The organism is Paeniclostridium hominis (assembly GCF_014306135.1).
Classification (GTDB): Bacteria; Bacillota; Clostridia; order Peptostreptococcales; family Peptostreptococcaceae; genus Paraclostridium; species Paraclostridium hominis.
On sequence record NZ_JACRWD010000002.1, the window covers coordinates 288,600 to 307,023 of the forward strand.

At 27.8% G+C, this 18,424-nt stretch carries 17 protein-coding genes; all 17 read right to left on the reverse strand.

Translation table 11 applies throughout. The annotated features are described in order from the left end of the window. Positions 1-7: 7 nt before the first annotated feature. Complete coding sequence (locus H8891_RS09355) at positions 8-649, reverse strand: accessory gene regulator ArgB-like protein (protein ID WP_187006230.1); 642 nt, start codon at positions 647-649, stop codon at positions 8-10. 6 nt (positions 650-655) lie between these two features. Beyond that, entirely contained in the window at positions 656-1,117 is a 462-nt protein-coding gene (locus H8891_RS09360; RefSeq protein ID WP_147543145.1) for a hypothetical protein, read from the reverse strand. Positions 1,118-1,244: 127 nt separating this feature from the next. Next, positions 1,245-2,018, reverse strand: a complete 774-nt coding sequence (sigG, locus tag H8891_RS09365; protein ID WP_147543144.1) for an RNA polymerase sporulation sigma factor SigG — start codon at positions 2,016-2,018, stop codon at positions 1,245-1,247. A 90-nt stretch (positions 2,019-2,108) separates the two neighbouring features. Beyond that, positions 2,109-2,831 carry an RNA polymerase sporulation sigma factor SigE gene (gene sigE / locus H8891_RS09370; protein WP_187006305.1) on the reverse strand — a complete coding sequence of 241 codons (723 nt, stop codon included), beginning with the start codon at positions 2,829-2,831 and terminating at the stop codon, positions 2,109-2,111. Positions 2,832-2,861: 30 nt separating this feature from the next. Then, positions 2,862-3,698, reverse strand: a complete 837-nt coding sequence (locus H8891_RS09375) for a sigma-E processing peptidase SpoIIGA (protein WP_187006231.1) — start codon at positions 3,696-3,698, stop codon at positions 2,862-2,864. A gap of 133 nt (positions 3,699-3,831) precedes the next feature. Beyond that, positions 3,832-5,004 (reverse strand): cell division protein FtsZ, encoded by a 1,173-nt coding sequence (ftsZ, locus tag H8891_RS09380; RefSeq protein WP_187006232.1) that lies wholly within the window; start codon positions 5,002-5,004, stop codon positions 3,832-3,834. Between the two features lie 588 nt (positions 5,005-5,592). Further along, complete coding sequence (locus tag H8891_RS09385) at positions 5,593-6,327, reverse strand: cell division protein FtsQ/DivIB (RefSeq protein WP_187006233.1); 735 nt, start codon at positions 6,325-6,327, stop codon at positions 5,593-5,595. A 189-nt stretch (positions 6,328-6,516) separates the two neighbouring features. After that, positions 6,517-7,770 (reverse strand): UDP-N-acetylglucosamine 1-carboxyvinyltransferase, encoded by a 1,254-nt coding sequence (gene murA, locus H8891_RS09390; RefSeq protein ID WP_187006234.1) that lies wholly within the window; start codon positions 7,768-7,770, stop codon positions 6,517-6,519. A gap of 83 nt (positions 7,771-7,853) precedes the next feature. Continuing rightward, positions 7,854-9,062, reverse strand: a complete 1,209-nt coding sequence (murG, locus tag H8891_RS09395; RefSeq protein ID WP_187006235.1) for an undecaprenyldiphospho-muramoylpentapeptide beta-N-acetylglucosaminyltransferase — start codon at positions 9,060-9,062, stop codon at positions 7,854-7,856. Positions 9,063-9,077: 15 nt separating this feature from the next. Beyond that, a complete protein-coding gene (gene spoVE, locus H8891_RS09400; protein WP_187006236.1) occupies positions 9,078-10,205 on the reverse strand; it encodes a stage V sporulation protein E in 1,128 nt (375 codons plus the stop codon). A gap of 31 nt (positions 10,206-10,236) precedes the next feature. Then, the gene (gene murD / locus H8891_RS09405; protein WP_187006237.1) at positions 10,237-11,595 is read right to left on the reverse strand and encodes a UDP-N-acetylmuramoyl-L-alanine--D-glutamate ligase; all 1,359 of its coding nucleotides are present in this window, start codon (positions 11,593-11,595) and stop codon (positions 10,237-10,239) included. Between the two features lie 18 nt (positions 11,596-11,613). After that, entirely contained in the window at positions 11,614-12,579 is a 966-nt protein-coding gene (mraY, locus tag H8891_RS09410) for a phospho-N-acetylmuramoyl-pentapeptide-transferase (RefSeq protein WP_270646579.1), read from the reverse strand. Between the two features lie 39 nt (positions 12,580-12,618). Further along, positions 12,619-13,992, reverse strand: a complete 1,374-nt coding sequence (locus H8891_RS09415) for a UDP-N-acetylmuramoyl-tripeptide--D-alanyl-D-alanine ligase (protein ID WP_187006239.1) — start codon at positions 13,990-13,992, stop codon at positions 12,619-12,621. 252 nt (positions 13,993-14,244) lie between these two features. Then, positions 14,245-16,224, reverse strand: coding sequence for a stage V sporulation protein D (locus H8891_RS09420; RefSeq protein ID WP_187006240.1), 1,980 nt, complete (start codon positions 16,222-16,224; stop codon positions 14,245-14,247). An 11-nt stretch (positions 16,225-16,235) separates the two neighbouring features. Further along, complete coding sequence (locus tag H8891_RS09425) at positions 16,236-16,592, reverse strand: septum formation initiator family protein (protein WP_187006241.1); 357 nt, start codon at positions 16,590-16,592, stop codon at positions 16,236-16,238. Positions 16,593-16,728: 136 nt separating this feature from the next. Next, positions 16,729-17,664, reverse strand: coding sequence for a 16S rRNA (cytosine(1402)-N(4))-methyltransferase RsmH (gene rsmH, locus H8891_RS09430; protein WP_147543132.1), 936 nt, complete (start codon positions 17,662-17,664; stop codon positions 16,729-16,731). Positions 17,665-17,687: 23 nt separating this feature from the next. Beyond that, a complete protein-coding gene (gene lgt, locus H8891_RS09435; RefSeq protein WP_187006242.1) occupies positions 17,688-18,422 on the reverse strand; it encodes a prolipoprotein diacylglyceryl transferase in 735 nt (244 codons plus the stop codon). Between the last annotated feature and the right edge of the window lie 2 nt (positions 18,423-18,424).

Sequence of the window (18,424 nt, forward strand, 5' to 3'; positions counted from 1 at the left end):
AAATTTTTTATTTAAGAAAACAATCTATTTTTAGTATAATTGTTTCTCCTAGCTTAGTTAATGATATTGTTTGCAATATAATTCCTAATTCTATACAATATATAAAACTAGTTAAATTATATTTAATAAATTCAGTTTGTCCAACTAAAATACATAAAATTATAATCACAATATATAAATTAAGTAATCTAAATACTTTTTTTCTAAGTTTTTTTCTAGTAGACTCTTTTTTAAGAGGCTTATTTTTAGTACCTACTGGTGCTTTCTTATAAAATATATAATAGCAAAAAGCAATAATTATTAAACTAAATAAATATATAAACAGGCTATCCCCATATATATTAAATATCTCGCAAATATAAGTTAAAATTACACTAAACATCAATCCTATTATAAGACATCTATTAGGTGAAGTTGCATGTACACCTCCTGAACATCTTTTTAAGCTTGATGCAACTAAAGTAATTATAAGCATTTCCTTTAATCTTCCTATTAATATTCCTATAATTATGGTGATTATAAAAGCTACAATAGTATGTAAACATATGAACAGTCCATAATTCATAACTTCTATTTCATCTTTTGACTTGTTCGCCTTTTCTCCAATTTTTGTCGCTATACTATTTGAAACGTTTTCTATCATACTCATATACTTCTAACCCCTGTTTAACTTTTTAGTAATTAATTTTATTACAATAATTAATAAAATAAATATCAACAAAGAAGGGAGCGCTAATAACGCACTATATACACTTGTATTAGCAGTTAAAACTTGTGTTGGTATTTTAAAAACACAATTAGCTATAATCATATATATCCCTTCACTAATTGCTAAGCATATATAAATTTTAGCTATATTTAATATAGTCGTTATAATTTGTTGATTTTTTAATTTATAAAAAATTATACCTATTACAAACATACTTAAAACGGTATGTATTCCAAAGCTTATCGGCATCATTCTAATAAAAGTTAAAATAATTAAATACAATATAGAATTTTTCAAAACATCTATTATATCAATTTTTAAATTAAATAAAATATACCCAGCTAATATTAAAAGTACGCTTTCTGGAAAACTTCTAATAAAAATATATGATAATGACGAACTTAGCATTAAATTCTCCTTTTTTCTTAGATAATACACAATAAAGTATAGCATAATTTACATTCTTTTACAATTAATATACTATCTTCTACAAATAAAAAAATATGCAAAAGCGGATTCGCCTTTGCATAAAATTTCATATATATTTTCTCATATTTTTTAATGCATTTTTTTCTATCCTAGAAACTTGTGCCTGAGAAATACCAATTTCATCAGCTACTTCAATCTGAGTTCTTCCTTTATAAAACCTTAAATCTAAAACTAATCTTTCTCTACCATTTAGTTTTTTTATAGCTTCCTTAAGAGCTATTTCTTGTAGCCAATTTTCATCTGTATCTTTTTTATCTTGAACTTGATCCATAACAAATATTGCATCTCCATTATCTTGATATACAGGATCAAATAATGATATAGGATCTTGTATAGCATCTAGAGCCATAACTACATCTTCTACATCTAACTCTAGCTCTTTTGCTATCTCTGAAACAGTTGGTTCCTTAGAGTTAGATCTTACTAATCTTTCTCTTACCTGAAGAGCTTTATATGCAATATCTTTTAAAGATCTACTTACTCTTATAGGATTATTATCCCTTAGATACCTTCTTATCTCACCTATAATCATAGGGACTGCATAAGTTGAAAATCTTACATTTTGACTTAAGTCAAAGTTATCAATTGCTTTTATAAGTCCTATACAACCTATTTGAAATAAATCATCGATATTTTCCCCTCTATTATTAAACTTCTGGATGACACTCAAAACTAATCTTAAATTGCCTCTTACAAATTCTTGTCTTGCAACTTCATCTCCATCTTTTATCTTAATAAGAAGTTCTTTCATTTGATTATTTTTAAGAACTGGTAACTCAGAGGTATTTACTCCACAGATTTCAACTTTATTTATTTGCATTTTATCTCAGTCCTCTCTTAAAAAGTATTTCTTATACAATTATTTACATATCATATATTTTTATACTTTCTAAGTAGAATTATTTATAAGCTAAACAAACTTTTTCATCTCTTTTTTCAATCTAGATATTATTTTTTTCTCTAATCTAGAGATATAAGATTGGGAAATGCCTAACATTGTAGCTACTTCTTTTTGAGTTCTTTCTTCTCCTTTGCTAGCTAATCCAAATCTAAGTTCCATAATTTGCTTTTCTCTATCTGATAGTCTATCTAATGCCATAACCAATAAATCTTTATCTATCTCTTCTTCTATTACCTTATATATTTCATCATTTTCAGTACCTAATATATCAGACAATAGCAACTCATTTCCATCTAAATCTATATTTAGAGGTTCATCAAATGATACCTCTGACTTTTTTTTGTTATTTTTTCTTAAATACATAAGTATCTCATTTTCTATACATCTAGAAGCATATGTAGCTAATTTTATATTTTTATTTAGTTTAAATGTGTTTACAGCTTTTATTAAACCAATAGTTCCTATAGATATTAAATCTTCAACATCAATTCCTGTATTTTCAAATTTTCTAGATATATAAACTACCAATCTAAGATTTCTTTCTATCAATATAGTTTTTATACTCTCATCACTTTCTAAATTTTTAAGTAACTCAGCTTCTTCTTTACTTGAAAGAGGTGGTGGTAATATATTTACACCGCCTAAATAATAAAGCCCTTTTGCCTTTAATAAACCGAGTTTGGATAAAACTCTAAAAAAATAACTTATACATTTTGTCTTTAATTTTATCAATTTCTTCAACAATCTCTCCCCCTTAAAAAATTATATACCCATTAATAGTTGTGGATTTAAAATAGCACTATATCCATCCTCTTTAAAATTTGATAAACCTAAAATAACATTAGGTATCTTTTTGCCATCTATTTCTATGTAATCTGATTTTATTCCTATTACTAAATTCTCATCATTTATTTGTCTCACAGGTATAATTCTAATTCTATAATATACATCTTCACCAATCTCATCTATAACATCATTAACAGTATTAATACTAATATTTTTTAAATCTATTTTTTGTAATTCTTTAGGTAAAATTTCATATAATTTATTAGCACTTATAATTACTACTTCGTCCTTTGTTATGGGATCTTTTAATAAATTCCCTGTATCGATTAAAGCCCTAAGCTCTAATTCATTTTTATCTATACACACTTTTATATCTTTTTTCATACTATTTAAGTATTTTAATTCCTTTATATCTTTATAAATATATTTAAGAATAATTCCACTTATATACGATATTAAAATTATTAAAGATATATTTATATGACTAATCCCTGTAAAATATATTATAAAAAATGAACTTCCGGCTATAAATATATTAACAAAATAAAATACAACCAAAATTCTTATATAATCTTTTAAATCTTTATAATCAAAACTTATCTTCGCAATAGTCAGTATCAATAATATTTTCATGGGTAGTGTAAAAATTAAATCTAAATTTGGAAGTAAATAAGCAATAGCGTATATCATTCCGACTATTGCCCCTGTCCATTTTTTTTTATTAGAATTATAATTTTTAGTTAATATTGATGTACAACTTATTATAATATAATTTATTAATAAGTTCTCAATTGCATAATATTCTACATACACTATCATCCCCCCTTAAAGCATTTATCTATATTATAGTTTAGGTTAAATGAGTTTTATGTCATAATTGATAGTCGAATTATAATTAATTTATTATTTAAAAAAACAAAAAATCGCAAAAAAAAAGAAGATAGTATTATCTTCTTCTTCTTAGGAATGTTGGTATTTCCATATCATCATTTTCTATATATGATGGACTTGCGCTTTGTTTAGCAACAGGTTCTTCTTCTCTCTTTGGTTCTTGCATTACTGGTCTTTGAACTTCTCTTGCCATATTATGGTTTATATTAGGTTGTTGAAATCCTTGATTTTGGTTCATCCCACTATTTCTATTAAAATCTAATTCCATATCTTGTCCATCTTCAAATCCAGTAGCTATTACTGTTATAACAAGATCATCCTTTAAGTCTTCTTTTATTGTAGCTCCAAATATTATGTTGGCTTCAGAATCGCAAGACTCTTGAACTAATGTTGAAGCTTCATTTATTTCAAATAGTCCTAGATTAGCTCCACCTGTTATATTAAGTAAGACACCTTTAGCTCCTTTTATAGATGTTTCTAATAATGGTGATTGTATAGCTTGAGTTGCTGCTTCTATAGCTCTATTTTCACCTTGTGCTTTTCCCATTCCCATATGAGCTAACCCTTTTTCTTTCATTATAGACTGAACATCTGCAAAGTCTAAGTTTATTAATCCAGGGGCAGCTATAAGATCAGATATTGACTCTATACCTTGTTTTAATACATCATCTGCTATAGAGAAAGCTTCTAGCATAGATGTATTTTTTTGAACTATTTGTAATAATCTATCATTAGGTATAGTTATTAGAGTATCAACTTTAGTTTTTAATTCTTTTATACCTTGTTCTGCATTTTTCATTCTTACTTTACCTTCAAATGCAAAAGGCTTAGTTACAACTCCTACAGTAAGTATACCCATTTCTTTTGCTAGTTGAGCAACTACTGGGGCAGCTCCTGTTCCTGTTCCTCCACCCATTCCTGCAGTTACAAATACCATATCCGCACCTTCAAGGACTTTTATTATTTCATCTTTACTTTCTTCTGCAGATTTCTTCCCAACTTCTGGGTTAGCTCCTGCTCCTAGACCCCTTGTAAGTTTTTCACCAACTTGGATCTTGTGCTCAGCTTTAGATGTATATAAAGCTTGTTTATCTGTATTAACAGCTATAAATTCAACACCTTTAAGTTGTGCTTCAACCATTCTATTGACAGCGTTATTTCCACCGCCACCTACGCCTATTACTTTGATTTTTGCAAAGTTATCCATTTCTACGTCAAAGTTTAGCATCTATAAACCTCCTTATTTAATATTCAAAGTAAATCTATGTATTAATTATATCATTTTATATTAGCATTTTGTTAATATTTAACTAACTTATTCCACAAAAAAGTTTATTTTCCTCTTTTTTTATTTGATAAATTGGATATAATATATCTGCTTATAATTAACAAATTGTCAAATAATCTTATTCTAAACACTAATATGACTTAATAATACATAAATTTTTCTAATCTCTATCCTATATAATATAAAACATTGCAATTAATATATTGCAAAAAATTCAGTTATAAATATAATATTGTTATATTTACTGTCAAAACTTGATTTTATATACCAACGACATAAGCCATTATATATGCTATTGGAATATAATATGTAATTATTATAACTTATGCAATGCCTCCAATTATCCATATCATAAATATTCACCTTTTATATTTTACTTTGAAATACCTACATTATTCAAGTTTTTTATGTATGTTTTTTATAAGAATTTATAAATATCGTATCTTTTTCTTCAATATTTATATAAATCCAACAAAATTCCTTTTAAAAATTAATATATAAACTTGGATATTTCAATGATTCCTTATATCAAGGAGAATACACCGCTTGTTCTTTACTAACCAAATTAACATTTCCTTTTTTAATATTATTTGATTTTAAATCTATTAATATCTCATTCAATCGTTTTACATTGTATTGTATATTTTCATCTAACTTCATAGTTATTTTTATATCATCTGTATTTTCCATATTTATATAATTTTTTTTAATATCTATGGTTTTAATTTCTCTTAGCATTTTATTATCTTTTAAAATTTTTAAAGTTTTTATTAATAAATCTTGATTATTATTATTTGTTTTTATAAAGGTATTTATATCTTTTTCTTTAAGCTCAATTCCCTTTATTATAGGTATATGTTTATTGGTTATATCATTCTTTTCAGACAAAATCAATCCGTCTTCTTGTATATAAAGATATCTTTTATCAACCTTTATTATAGCATCTTCAGTATTTTCTTTTATTTCTATTATCAGTTTATTTGGAATTTTTCTGCTTACCTTTACATAATTAATATAAGGATTCTTAAGTATATTTTTTTCTATTTCATTTATATTATATTGAAATAAATTATTACCTATTTTTATTGATGATATCTTTATTATATCATTTTTAACTATTTTATCATTTCCCTTTAAAATTACTTCACTTAAATCAAATATACTACTACTTATACAAATATATATTAATAATATGATCAATAATATAAAGCTATATATAGTTATCTTGCCTCTTTTATTTATTCTATATCTACTTTTTCTCATATGCCCCCACCTTTTGTATAATTTTAATTTTACTCCTTAGTTTATTATTTAAGTGTTATATATTAAATTCTTAATATATAAGATACTACTAATTTTGAATTTTCCCTCTCAATTTATTTTATATAATGCAAAAAATGCAAAAAAGAAATCGTAATAGCATTACCTAATTCGACTTCTTTTTAATATACCTTATATTTTTTCAATATCTGCTCCAAGATTTCTTAATATAAACTCAAAATCTTCATATCCTCTTTCTATATAATTTATACTAGAAACTTCAGTTGTCCCTTCTGCTACTAAACCTGCAAGCACTAAAGCTGCTCCTCCTCTCAAATCCATTGCTTTTACTTTCTCTCCAGTAAGAACATCAACGCCTTTTACCATACAAATATTCTCAGTTATATTAATTATATTAGCTCCCATCTTTATGAGTTCATCACAGTGCATAAATCTATTTTCAAAAATAGTTTCATGAAATACACTAGTCCCTTTTCCTAAGCAAAGCAATGTCATTAACTGGGATTGCATATCTGTTGGGAATCCAGGATGTGGAGATGTTTTTACAATATCTATTGGTATTATCTTTTTAGGTGGACTCATTATTAATCCTTTATTTTTATACTCTATAATACAACCTGCTTCTTCTAATTTTTTAACTATAGGATCCATATGAGCTTTTATAACTTTGTCTACCTCTAAATTACCACCTGTTATAGCACTAGCTATCATATAAGTTCCTATAGCAATTCTATCAGGAATTATTGTATGATTTACTGAGTGTAGTTTATCTACTCCTTCAATTTGAATACAGCTAGTACCAGCACCATTAACTTTTGCTCCCATAGAATTTAGAAATTCTTGTAAGTCTTCAATCTCAGGCTCTTTAGCAGCATTATTTATTATAGTTGTGCCTTTTGCTTTAACAGCTGCAAGTATTGCATTTTCTGTTGCCCCAACACTAGGAAATTGTAAGTTTATAGTACTTCCAATTAAATTATCTCTGTGACAGTATATATATCCATTTTCTTCTGTAATTTTTACTCCTAGCGTTTTTAATGCATCTAAATGTAAATCTATTGGTCTAGCACCTATAGAACACCCTCCTGGGTAACTTATACTTATATCATTAAATCTTCCAATCATAGCTCCCATAACAATTATAGATGATCTTAACATCTTCATATATTCTTCTTTAACACTAGTAATATCTATATTAGAACTATCTAAATATAAAGTTGAATCTTCATACTTTGCTTTACATCCTATACTTTTTAAAATATCTATCATTACATGAACATCTGATATATTTGGAATATTATTTATTATGCTCTTAGATTCATTTAATATGGCTGCAGCCATTATAGGCAATACAGAATTTTTAGCTCCTCTTATAGACAGTCTACCTTCTACTTTATTGCCCCCATTAATTATATACTTTGACAAAATTATTCCCCCCTAGCAGCAAGTATTTAAGGCAAAATATAACTTCTTATATTTTTAATACTATGTCCCAGGGGGGAAATATGTTACTTTTTATTTTTTATTCCTATAGTTTTAACTTCTTTAGGTTCATCTTCTTTTTTATTATCATTCTTTGTTTGTAATTTTTCTTCTTTTTTATTATTCTTATTATTTCTGTTGTAAACTTCCATAACTTCTTTATATATTAAATCTATAGCCTCTGGTTTTCCTATTTCTCTACTTGCATTAGACATATCAATTAATAAATCTCTATCTCCTAATAATTTAAATACTGTTTCATTTAATGATTCAGGAGTAAGATTTTTTTCTAATATAGCAATACCAGCACCTTTACTTTCTACACTCTTTGCATTATATTCTTGGTGATTTTCTGCTGTATATGCTTTTGGTATTATTATAGAAGGCTTTCCTAAAGCTGTTATTTCTGCTAAAGATATAGCTCCTGCACTTCCTATAACTAAATCACACGCTGCTAATGCACTTGCCATATCTTCAAGGTAAGGTACAACTTTTTGATATGGTTTTAAATCTAGATCGCTTATATCCTTCATAAATCCTTCATAGAAATTTTTACCTGTTGCATATATAAACGCAGCATCTTCATTAACAAGGTTTCTTATTACTAGCTTCATTGAATCATTTATTTTTCTTGATCCTCCACTTCCACCATAACATAAAACCATTTTTTTATCTTCTTGTATTCCTAACTTTCTTCTTGAATTACCTTTTTTGGATACCAATATTTCTTTTCTAACTGGATTACCTGTAAGCACTAACTTATTTCTAGTTTCTTCAGGAAATCTACCATGAGAATCTTCAAAACTTGTTAATACTTTAGTTACCATCTTTGCCAAAATTTTATTAGTTACTCCAGGGAAAGAGTTTTGCTCATGAATTATTGTAGGAACTTTTTTCATTGATGAGTTAAATAATACAGGACCACTAACATATCCACCTGTTCCTATAACTATATCCGGTTTAAATGTTTTAACAATTTTTCTTGATTGTTCTAATCCTTTAAATAACTTAAAAACTCTTTTTACATTATCAAAATCTATTTTTCTTTTAAATCCTTGTACTGTAACTGTCTTTAATTCATACCCATACTTAGGAACTATTTCAGATTCTATTCCTTTTTCAGTTCCAACAAAAACTATCTCAGCATCTGGATTTTCTTCTTTTATTCTATTTGCTATGGCTATTGCAGGATAAACGTGACCTCCTGTTCCTCCGCCAGATAATAAAACTTTCATTATTTCATCTCCTGTCTAATTCATTTTTACATGCTTAGAGACATTAAGTACTATCCCTACTGCTGCCATGAATATTATAAGAGAGGTGCCTCCATAACTTATAAAAGGTAATGCAACTCCCGTAACAGGCATTGATGATGTAGCAACAGCAATATTTAGTGCTGCTTGAATACCAATTTGCCCTCCTATACCCACAACTAGCATACATGAAAATACATCAGGACATTTAATTGCAATTCTTATACATCTATAAACTAAAAATACAAATAACATTATAACTATAGCACATCCTATAAGCCCTAGTTCTTCACCTATTATTGCAAATATAAAGTCATTTTGTGGTTCTGGTATGTAAAAATATTTCTGCCTACTCTTTCCAAGTCCAAGTCCAAACAACCCACCTGATCCTAATGCATATAATCCTTGTATAACTTGATATCCAGCTCCTAATGGGTCTTTGAATGGGTCTAGAAAAGACGTAACACGAGCAAGTCTATATGGTGCTGCTAAAACCATTACAATAAATAGTGCAACTCCCGCTCCAAACATACTATATACAATCTTCATATCCATTCCAGCTACAAATATCATTACAAATGCAACTAAAACTACTGTCCCAGCAGTAGATAGATTTGGTTGAAGTATTATTAATGTAAAGAAAATCCCAGGTATTATAAGAAGTGGTATAACTCCTTTTGTTAATGACTTAATTTTATCATATTTTAATTCTATTAATTTAGCTGTTATTATTATAGTAGCAAACTTAGCTAACTCCGCTGGTTGAATAGTTAATCCTCCAAATCCTAACCATCTTTGAGCTCCGTTTAAAGATGTTCCTAATGGAGAAAGCACTAAAATTAATAATATAATAACAATTATCCCTAACTTTTTAGCGTTTTTATACCAAAATCTATATTCTATTTTAGATGTAAAAATCATTGCAATAAATCCTAGTGTTGCATAAATTAAATTTCTTTTTAAAAAATAATAGGAATCATCTAGTTTAAATGTAGATTGTATAAAACTAGCACTAAACACCATTATGATTCCTATAAATACTAATAACATAGTTGTATAAAACACAACATTATCAAAATCTGTCTTTATCCCCCTACTAACACGTTTTTTTATCTCTTTAGGCATTAATTAGACCTACCTCCATTCCCTTATATATCTATAATTTATATATATTTTCTTTGAAGTCTAATCCTCTTGCCTCGAAGTTTGGATACATATCCCAACTTGCACAAGCTGGTGATAATAAAACTACATCTCCTGATTCAGCTAGTGCATAAGCTTTGTTAACAGCTTCTTTCATATCACTAACCTTCACTATATTAGTAATACCTTGTTCTTTTGCACTTAATTCTATTTTATCTGCAGTCTCTCCTAGTAATACTAATGACTTAACATTTTTAGTTGCGCATTTCATCATTTCTGTAAAATCACTTTGTTTATCCATCCCTCCAGCTATTAAAACTATAGGTCTTTCATATGAAGTTATAGCTTTTATAGTAGAATCTGGATTAGTTCCTTTAGAATCATTTACAAACATTATTCCATTTTTATTTGTTACAAATTCTAGTCTGTGCTCTACGCCTTTAAAAGTCTTTAATGTATCTTTTATAACATTTAAATCTATATTTGATACATATGACATTAAAATAGCCGCCATAGAATTTTCTAAGTTATGATTTCCAGGTAAACTTAATTCATTTTTATTTAAAAGAACTAATTTTTCACCATCAACCTCTATAACTATATTATTTTTATCGTCTAAATATGCACCTTGTTCTACTTTTTCCTTTTGAGAGAAATATAAAACTTTAGCATTTGTCTTTTTAGCTAATTCTCTAACTATAGAATCATCATAATTTAAAACACAAAAATCATTATTATCTTGATTTTCTAATATTCTTGCTTTTGCATTTATATAATTTTCCATAGTATGATGTCTATTTAAATGATCCTCTGTTATGTTTATAATAGTGCTTACTTTAGGTTTAAAGTCTTCTATACTTTCTAATTGAAAACTACTTAACTCTGTTACAAGAAAAGAATTTTCATCTGCAAAATCAACAGTATCTATAACTGGGTTTCCTATGTTTCCAACTATGTATGTATCTTTATTTGCCTTTTTAAATATCTCTCCAACTAAACTAGTTGTTGTAGTCTTTCCATTAGTTCCTGTTATCCCTATAAATGTAGGATTTTTAGATAATTTATATGCTAACTCTACTTCTCCAATTATCTTGATATTAGCACTTTTTAGTTTCTCTATAAAAGGTAAATCAAGAGGAACTCCTGGAGATACTATAGTTAAATCTATATTATTTATATCTTCAGGATGTTTTCCTAAAATATAATCTACACTCTCTAAATTTTCTAATTCTTTGATTATATCTTTTAATTTATCCTCTGACTTAATATCATTTACTATAATATTTGCACCTAATTTATCTAATTTCTTTATAGTAGATACTCCTGTCTTTGCTAGTCCTACAAGTAAGACATTTTTATTTTTTAAGTCCATCGTTGTTACCCCCGTAAATTAGAATACTGCTATTATACCTATCCAAGCTAATACTATAGATGTTATCCAAAATACAAATATAACTTTAGTTTCAGGCCATCCACATTGTTCAAAGTGATGATGTATTGGTGCCATTTTAAATATTCTTTTCTTTCTTAATTTGTAAGACCCTACTTGAAGTATAACTGAAATTGCCTCTGCAAAATAAATCCCTCCAACGATAGGTATTATAAGAACATTATTTGTCAGTACTGCAAATGATATAACAGCACCTCCTAATGCCATAGAACCTGTATCTCCCATAAATACTCTTGCTGGATAAGAGTTAAATCCTAAAAATCCTATACAAGCTCCTATAGTTGCTGCTGCTAATATAGCTATATCTGTATATCCAAAGCTAACTGCAACTAACATAAAAAACATAGATACTATAACAGTTATTCCTGATGCTAAACCATCAAGTCCATCAGTTAAGTTAACTGCATTTACCGTACCAAGTATTATAAATACCATAATTGGAACATATAATGGTCCTAAGTTAAATGTAATATTTGTAAAAGGTATTATAAATTGAGTCGCACTTGGTGAATTAGTATATTGATAATATGCTAATAATGTAGCTAATGCAACTTGTAATAATAATTTTTGATATGCTTTTAATCCTAATGATCTTTTAAATTTTATTTTTAAGAAATCGTCTACAAATCCTACAAATCCAAATCCTAATATACATAAAAGACCCATAGTCATGTCTGAACTTATTTTTGTTCTAGTAAGAACTGTAACTAATATAGCTACTATCATCATTATTCCACCCATAGTAGGTGTTCCATTTTTTTGTAAATGTGTTTGCGGACCGTCATCTCTTACAGTTTGACCGAATTTAAATTTAGTTAACATTGGTATAAATATCGGACCTAGTATAAGTACTATAAGAAATGAAATCATTGCCGTATACGTAAGTTCTGTTATTCCTAACATAATATAACTCCTCTCCCTTGTTGGCTGTTTCTTAGATGTTATCTAATTGTTTAAATATTGTACTATATTTTCTAGTTGCATACCTCTAGAAGCTTTTACTAAAACTACATCACCATCGTTTATTATATCACTTAATTGCTCAATTGCTGTTTCTTTATTACAAAAATGGTATACATTACCTTTATCCAACCCTAGCTTTATAGATTCATCACTTATATATTTAGAATCTTTTCCTATGGTGATTAAGATGTCTGCATTATTAATTGTATATTCTCCTACAAGTCTATGCCCATATTCTGAGTGTTCTCCCATCTCAAACATATCTCCAAGTATAGCAACTCTTCTATTTTTATATCTTCCTAAAATATCTAAAGCTGCTTTCATTGAATCAGGACTTGCATTATATGCATCATTTATTATGGTTATGTTATCTTTTTTTATTATATCTAATCTCATTTTACTTGCTTTAAAGTTTCTTAATCCAGTTTTTATATCTTCTAGATTCATGCCTAAACTAAGTCCTACAAGTATAGATGCCATAGCATTATAAATATTGTGTTTACCAACTGTAGGTATAAATATTTCTTCTTCTTTACCATCTATTACGCAATTAAAGTTCAAGCTATCTTCACTTATGCTGTAATCAGTACAATATATATCATTATTTTTATCAAATCCAAATGTTTTTAAATCATACTCAAGATCATCTTTGCATATTTTTTTTAAGTATTTATCATCTCCATTTACAATTAATGTATTTGATTTATCAAAATTTGAAGTGATTTCTAATTTAGCTTTTAAAATTCCATCTTGAGATCCTAAATTTTCAATATGAGATAATCCTATGTTTGATATGACACCAATTTTTGGATTTACTATGTTTGCTAGATACTCTATTTCATTAAAATTAGACATACCCATCTCTATTATTGCACATTCGTGTTTAGAATTTAAATTAAATAATGTAAGTGGAACTCCTATGTGATTATTGAAATTCCCTTCATTTTTAAGAGTATTAAATTCAGTCGAAATTGCTGCATATATCATGTCTTTAGTTGTAGTCTTGCCTACACTTCCTGTGACACCTATATATGGGATTTTAAATTTTCCTTTATAATACTTAGCTATATCTCCAAGTGCTTTTGTAGTATCTTCTACTTCTATTAAATTTATATCCGAACTTATAATTTTTATGCCATTACTTTTATTTTTTATAAAAGTTTTACATCCATTTTCAAGTGCAGATTGCATAAAATTATGCCCATCTAAATTTTCACCTATTATAGCTATAAAAGCATCTACTTCAGTAGCTTTCCTACTATCTATAACTATATTTTTTATTGTGTCTAATTCATTTCCTTGCACCAATGTCCCATTAGATGCCTCTACTAGTTCTTTTATGGATAAAGATTCCATACTCAAACCTCCTTCTAAATAAGTCTACTAAAACATTATAAATCTTTTTAATCAGTTATTCATCTATATTTATAATATTTAAGTATATAGTTTTATAGAATATCAAATATTTTACATTTTTGTAAACCTTTTAAAATCCTAATAAAGAGCAATATATATAAAATTATATACATTGCTCTTTTAAACTATTAACTCATTAATTATATACTATATATTAGTTTTTTTGAAGATTTTTATTGGCAATAAAGCCTTTTAATTCTCAGTATACAATACTATTCCAGAATCTATAGGAACATCTGCTCCAGGTTTTGGAAATATATCTACAACCTTGGCACTTCCTTTTAATTCAGTATCTACATCTTGTATAGGCTTTAATTTATTTTCTTCTAATACTTTTAATGCATCTTCTATACTTAAATCTATTATATTAGGAACTTTAACTTTTTCTTTTTCAAATTCCTTCTTTTCTTCTTCAGTATATTTAGGTTCAACCCCTAAGTATTTTAACGAATCATTCATTATTTCTTTTACTATAGGACCTGCTGTACTACTACCAAATGCCATAACTCCTGTAGGTTCATCTACTATAGCTAAAACTATAATTTGAGGATTATCTGTTGGAGCTATACCTACAAATGAACATATATATTTACCTTGTGCATATTTTCCATCTATTACTTTTTGAGCTGTTCCTGTTTTACCACCTATTCTATATCCAGGTATATATGCCTTATTCCCTGATCCCTCACTAACAACAGATTCTGCGATTTCCATCATTTTTTTGGAAGTTTCCTCTGAAATCACCTGTCTAACAACCTTAGGCTTTATAGTTTCTGTTATATTACCTTGATTATCAACTAATTCTTTAACAATTCTTGGTTGCATAAGTTTACCTTCATTTGCAATAGCTCCTATAGCTGTTATTAATTGCATAGGTGTAACAGATATAGATTGACCAAACGATATAGTTGCTAATTCTACAGGACCAACATTTTTCTCATTATATAATATACCTTTAGCTTCTCCTGGTAAATCTAATTTAGTGGTTTCCATAAATCCAAAAGATTCTATATAATCATAAAGTTTTGAAACTCCTAAACGCTTACCTAATTCAACAAATACTGGGTTGCAAGAGTTTTGGACACCTTGCTTAAATTCTTGCTCTCCATGTGGTCTATAATGTCTCCAACATTTTATTTTTTGTCCTCCTATTGTAACACTTCCTGTACATACAAATTTTTCACCTTCTTTTATTACCCCTTCTTCCAAAGCTGTAGCTGATGTTATAAGTTTAAATGTAGATCCAGGCTCATATGTATCACTTACTGCTGGGTTTCTCCACATTGAGAAATATCCTTTTATTTTATCTTTATCTTTATATTTTTCAAGCTCTTCTTCGTAGTATGGGTATATAGGAGTTCTAGACTGATTAGGGTCATAGTCTGGCTTAGATGCCATAGATAATACATCTCCAGTTTTCGGGTCTATAGCTATAGCTGTAACTCTTTTTGCATTGTTTAGTTCATATGCCTTTTGAACTGCTTTTTCTGTATAATGTTGTATTACTTCATCTATAGTTAATACCAATCCATTTCCTTGAACTGGTTCATAATACTTTTCCATTCCATGAGGTATTTCTCTTCCAGATGCATCAGTGCTAACAATAAGTCTTCCTGGCTGTCCTTTTAAATGCTTATCATATTCCATTTCTATACCAGCTATTCCAGTTGAATCATCTGAAGTATGTCCTAACACATAAGGAGCAAAATTTCCATAAGGATAATATCTTTGATTATCTTCAGCAACCCATATACCAGGTAATTTAGCATCTCTTATTTTTGCTGCTGCTTCATCATCTATCCATCTTTTAATTTTAACTAATGCCATATCTTTTCTTTTTAATAATTTTAATGTATCTTCATATTCTTCTTCTATTAATTCAGAAATAACTTTAGCCGCTTTTTCTTTTTCTTTTACTTCTACTGGTTTTGCCCAAACTGTATACTTTGTGACACTTACAGCTAACTCTTTCATATTCCTATCATATATAGTTCCTCTTTTTGGTTCTATAGGTATATCTCTTGTTTGTTGATCTAGAGCTTTTTTTGTTAGCCAATCTCCTTTTACTATTTGTAAATAACCCGTTCTAAATACTAAAACAAAAAATACTGTACATGCTAAAATTAAAACGACCACTAATCTTTTTTTACTCAACTTTTTTATATTACTCAACTAACTCCCTCCTACTTAGATACTTCTATATACTTAATTTGATTTTCTTTTGGATAATCCATTCCCAATTCTTCATTGGCTTTTTTTTCTATATCTTTGCTTCTAGTAAGTAAATCTACTTCAACTTGTATGTTATCTCTTTCTATAGTTTTTTTATGTAATTTAGATTCTAATTCCCCTATTTCGTATTTGAGTTTAGATACTTCACTGTAACCATACATACACCCTAAAATAACAATAAAAATAACTGATATACAACTTATTTTGAATGTAAGCTTTAATAATTTTTTTAATGCTATTCTCTTATAGTTATTCTTTTTGTTTATTCTATATTCATTTTTATCTTTTTTTTTCTTTTTTCTTTTCATAGTATATCTCCTTAAAAATTTTATAAAAATAGTTATATAATATTTATATTTAACTTTTTAATACTGCTTCCTTTTAAGGATTAATACAAAATTAATTCAATAAAAAACAAAAAAGCCTAAGCTCTCGCTTAGACTTTTATATTCTTTCAGCAACCCTCAATTTTGCACTTCTTGATCTTGGGTTTTCTTCTATTTCTTTATCTGTAGGTAATATAGGTTTTCTAGTTATAACTTTTACTAAAGCTTCCTTATCACATTGGCATATAGGTAAATGAGATGGGCATATACAATCTGTAGCTAAATCTCTAAATTCATTTTTTACAATTCTGTCTTCTAATGAATGGAATGTTATTATGCATATTCTACCACCCTCATTCATTATTGATGCTGCATCGTCTATCATCTCAGTTATAACACCTAATTCGTTATTTACTTCAATTCTTATAGCTTGGAAAGTTCTTTTAGCTGGATGAGGTCCATCTATTCTAGCTTTTTTGGGTATAGCTTTTTTTATTATATCAACTAATTCGCCTGTAGTTTCTATAGGCTTTTCTTTTCTTTCATCTACTATAAATTTAGCTATACGCTTTGCCCAGTTATCTTCACCATAATCTTTTATTATTTTAGCTAATTCTTCTTCACTATATGTATTTACTACATCATAAGCTGAAAAATTGCATCTTATATCCATTCTCATATCTAATGGAGCATCTTGCATATAAGAAAATCCTCTATCTGCTTCATCTAATTGATGTGATGAAACTCCTAAATCCGCAAGTACTCCATCTATTTTGTATATACCTAATTTTTCTAACTCTTCTTTTAAATTTTGAAAATTACTATGAACAAATTTTACTCTATCACTATATTCACTTAATCTTTCTTTAGCTGTATTTATTGCATTTATATCTTGGTCAAATCCAATAAATAATCCATCTTTAGATAATCTTTTTACTATCTCCTTAGAGTGTCCAGCTCCACCCATTGTACAATCTACATATACACCATCTGGTTTTATGTTTAAATTATCAATACACTCATTTAAGAGTACTGATACGTGATGAAATTCCATATTTTATCGCTCCTTAGTGTCACTTATTTCTTTTTATTTTTATTTGATAAATACATATGAACTACTATACCACCTATTATTCCTACTAAACTTATAACTTGGGCCATTCTAAATGGTCCTATCATAAGGCTATCAGTTCTAAGCCCTTCTATAAAAAAGCGGCCTAGAGAGTATAGTATAGCATATAAAACTATAACCTGACCTTCATAAGATTTCTTTTTTCTAAATATCCATAAAAATACAAATATACCAAAATCCCATATAGATTCATATAAAAAAGTTGGATGAACTTTTACACCATTTACCATTATTCCCCAAGGTAAATTAGTAGGACCTCCATGAGCTTCTTGATTTATAAAGTTTCCCCATCTTCCTATCGATTGAGCTAAAGGCATACCTAGCATTACAGTATCTGCTAACTTGAAAAAATCTAACTTTTTATATCTTGAGAATATATATCCAGCTAGTACTCCACCTATTAAGGCTCCATGTATAGCCATCCCTCCACCTCTGAAGTTTAATATCTGTGATGGGTTATTAGAATAATATCCCCAATTAAATAAAACATAATACAATCTCGCACATATCAATCCAGCTGGTATAGCAATTATGGCTAAATCTAATATATAATCTTCTTTTATACCTACTCTTTTAGCTTCTTTTATAGCTATTAGAGTTCCTAAAATCATACCTGTGGCCATAAGTATTCCATACCACATTACATCTATTCCAAATATAGTAAATGCAACTCTATCCATAT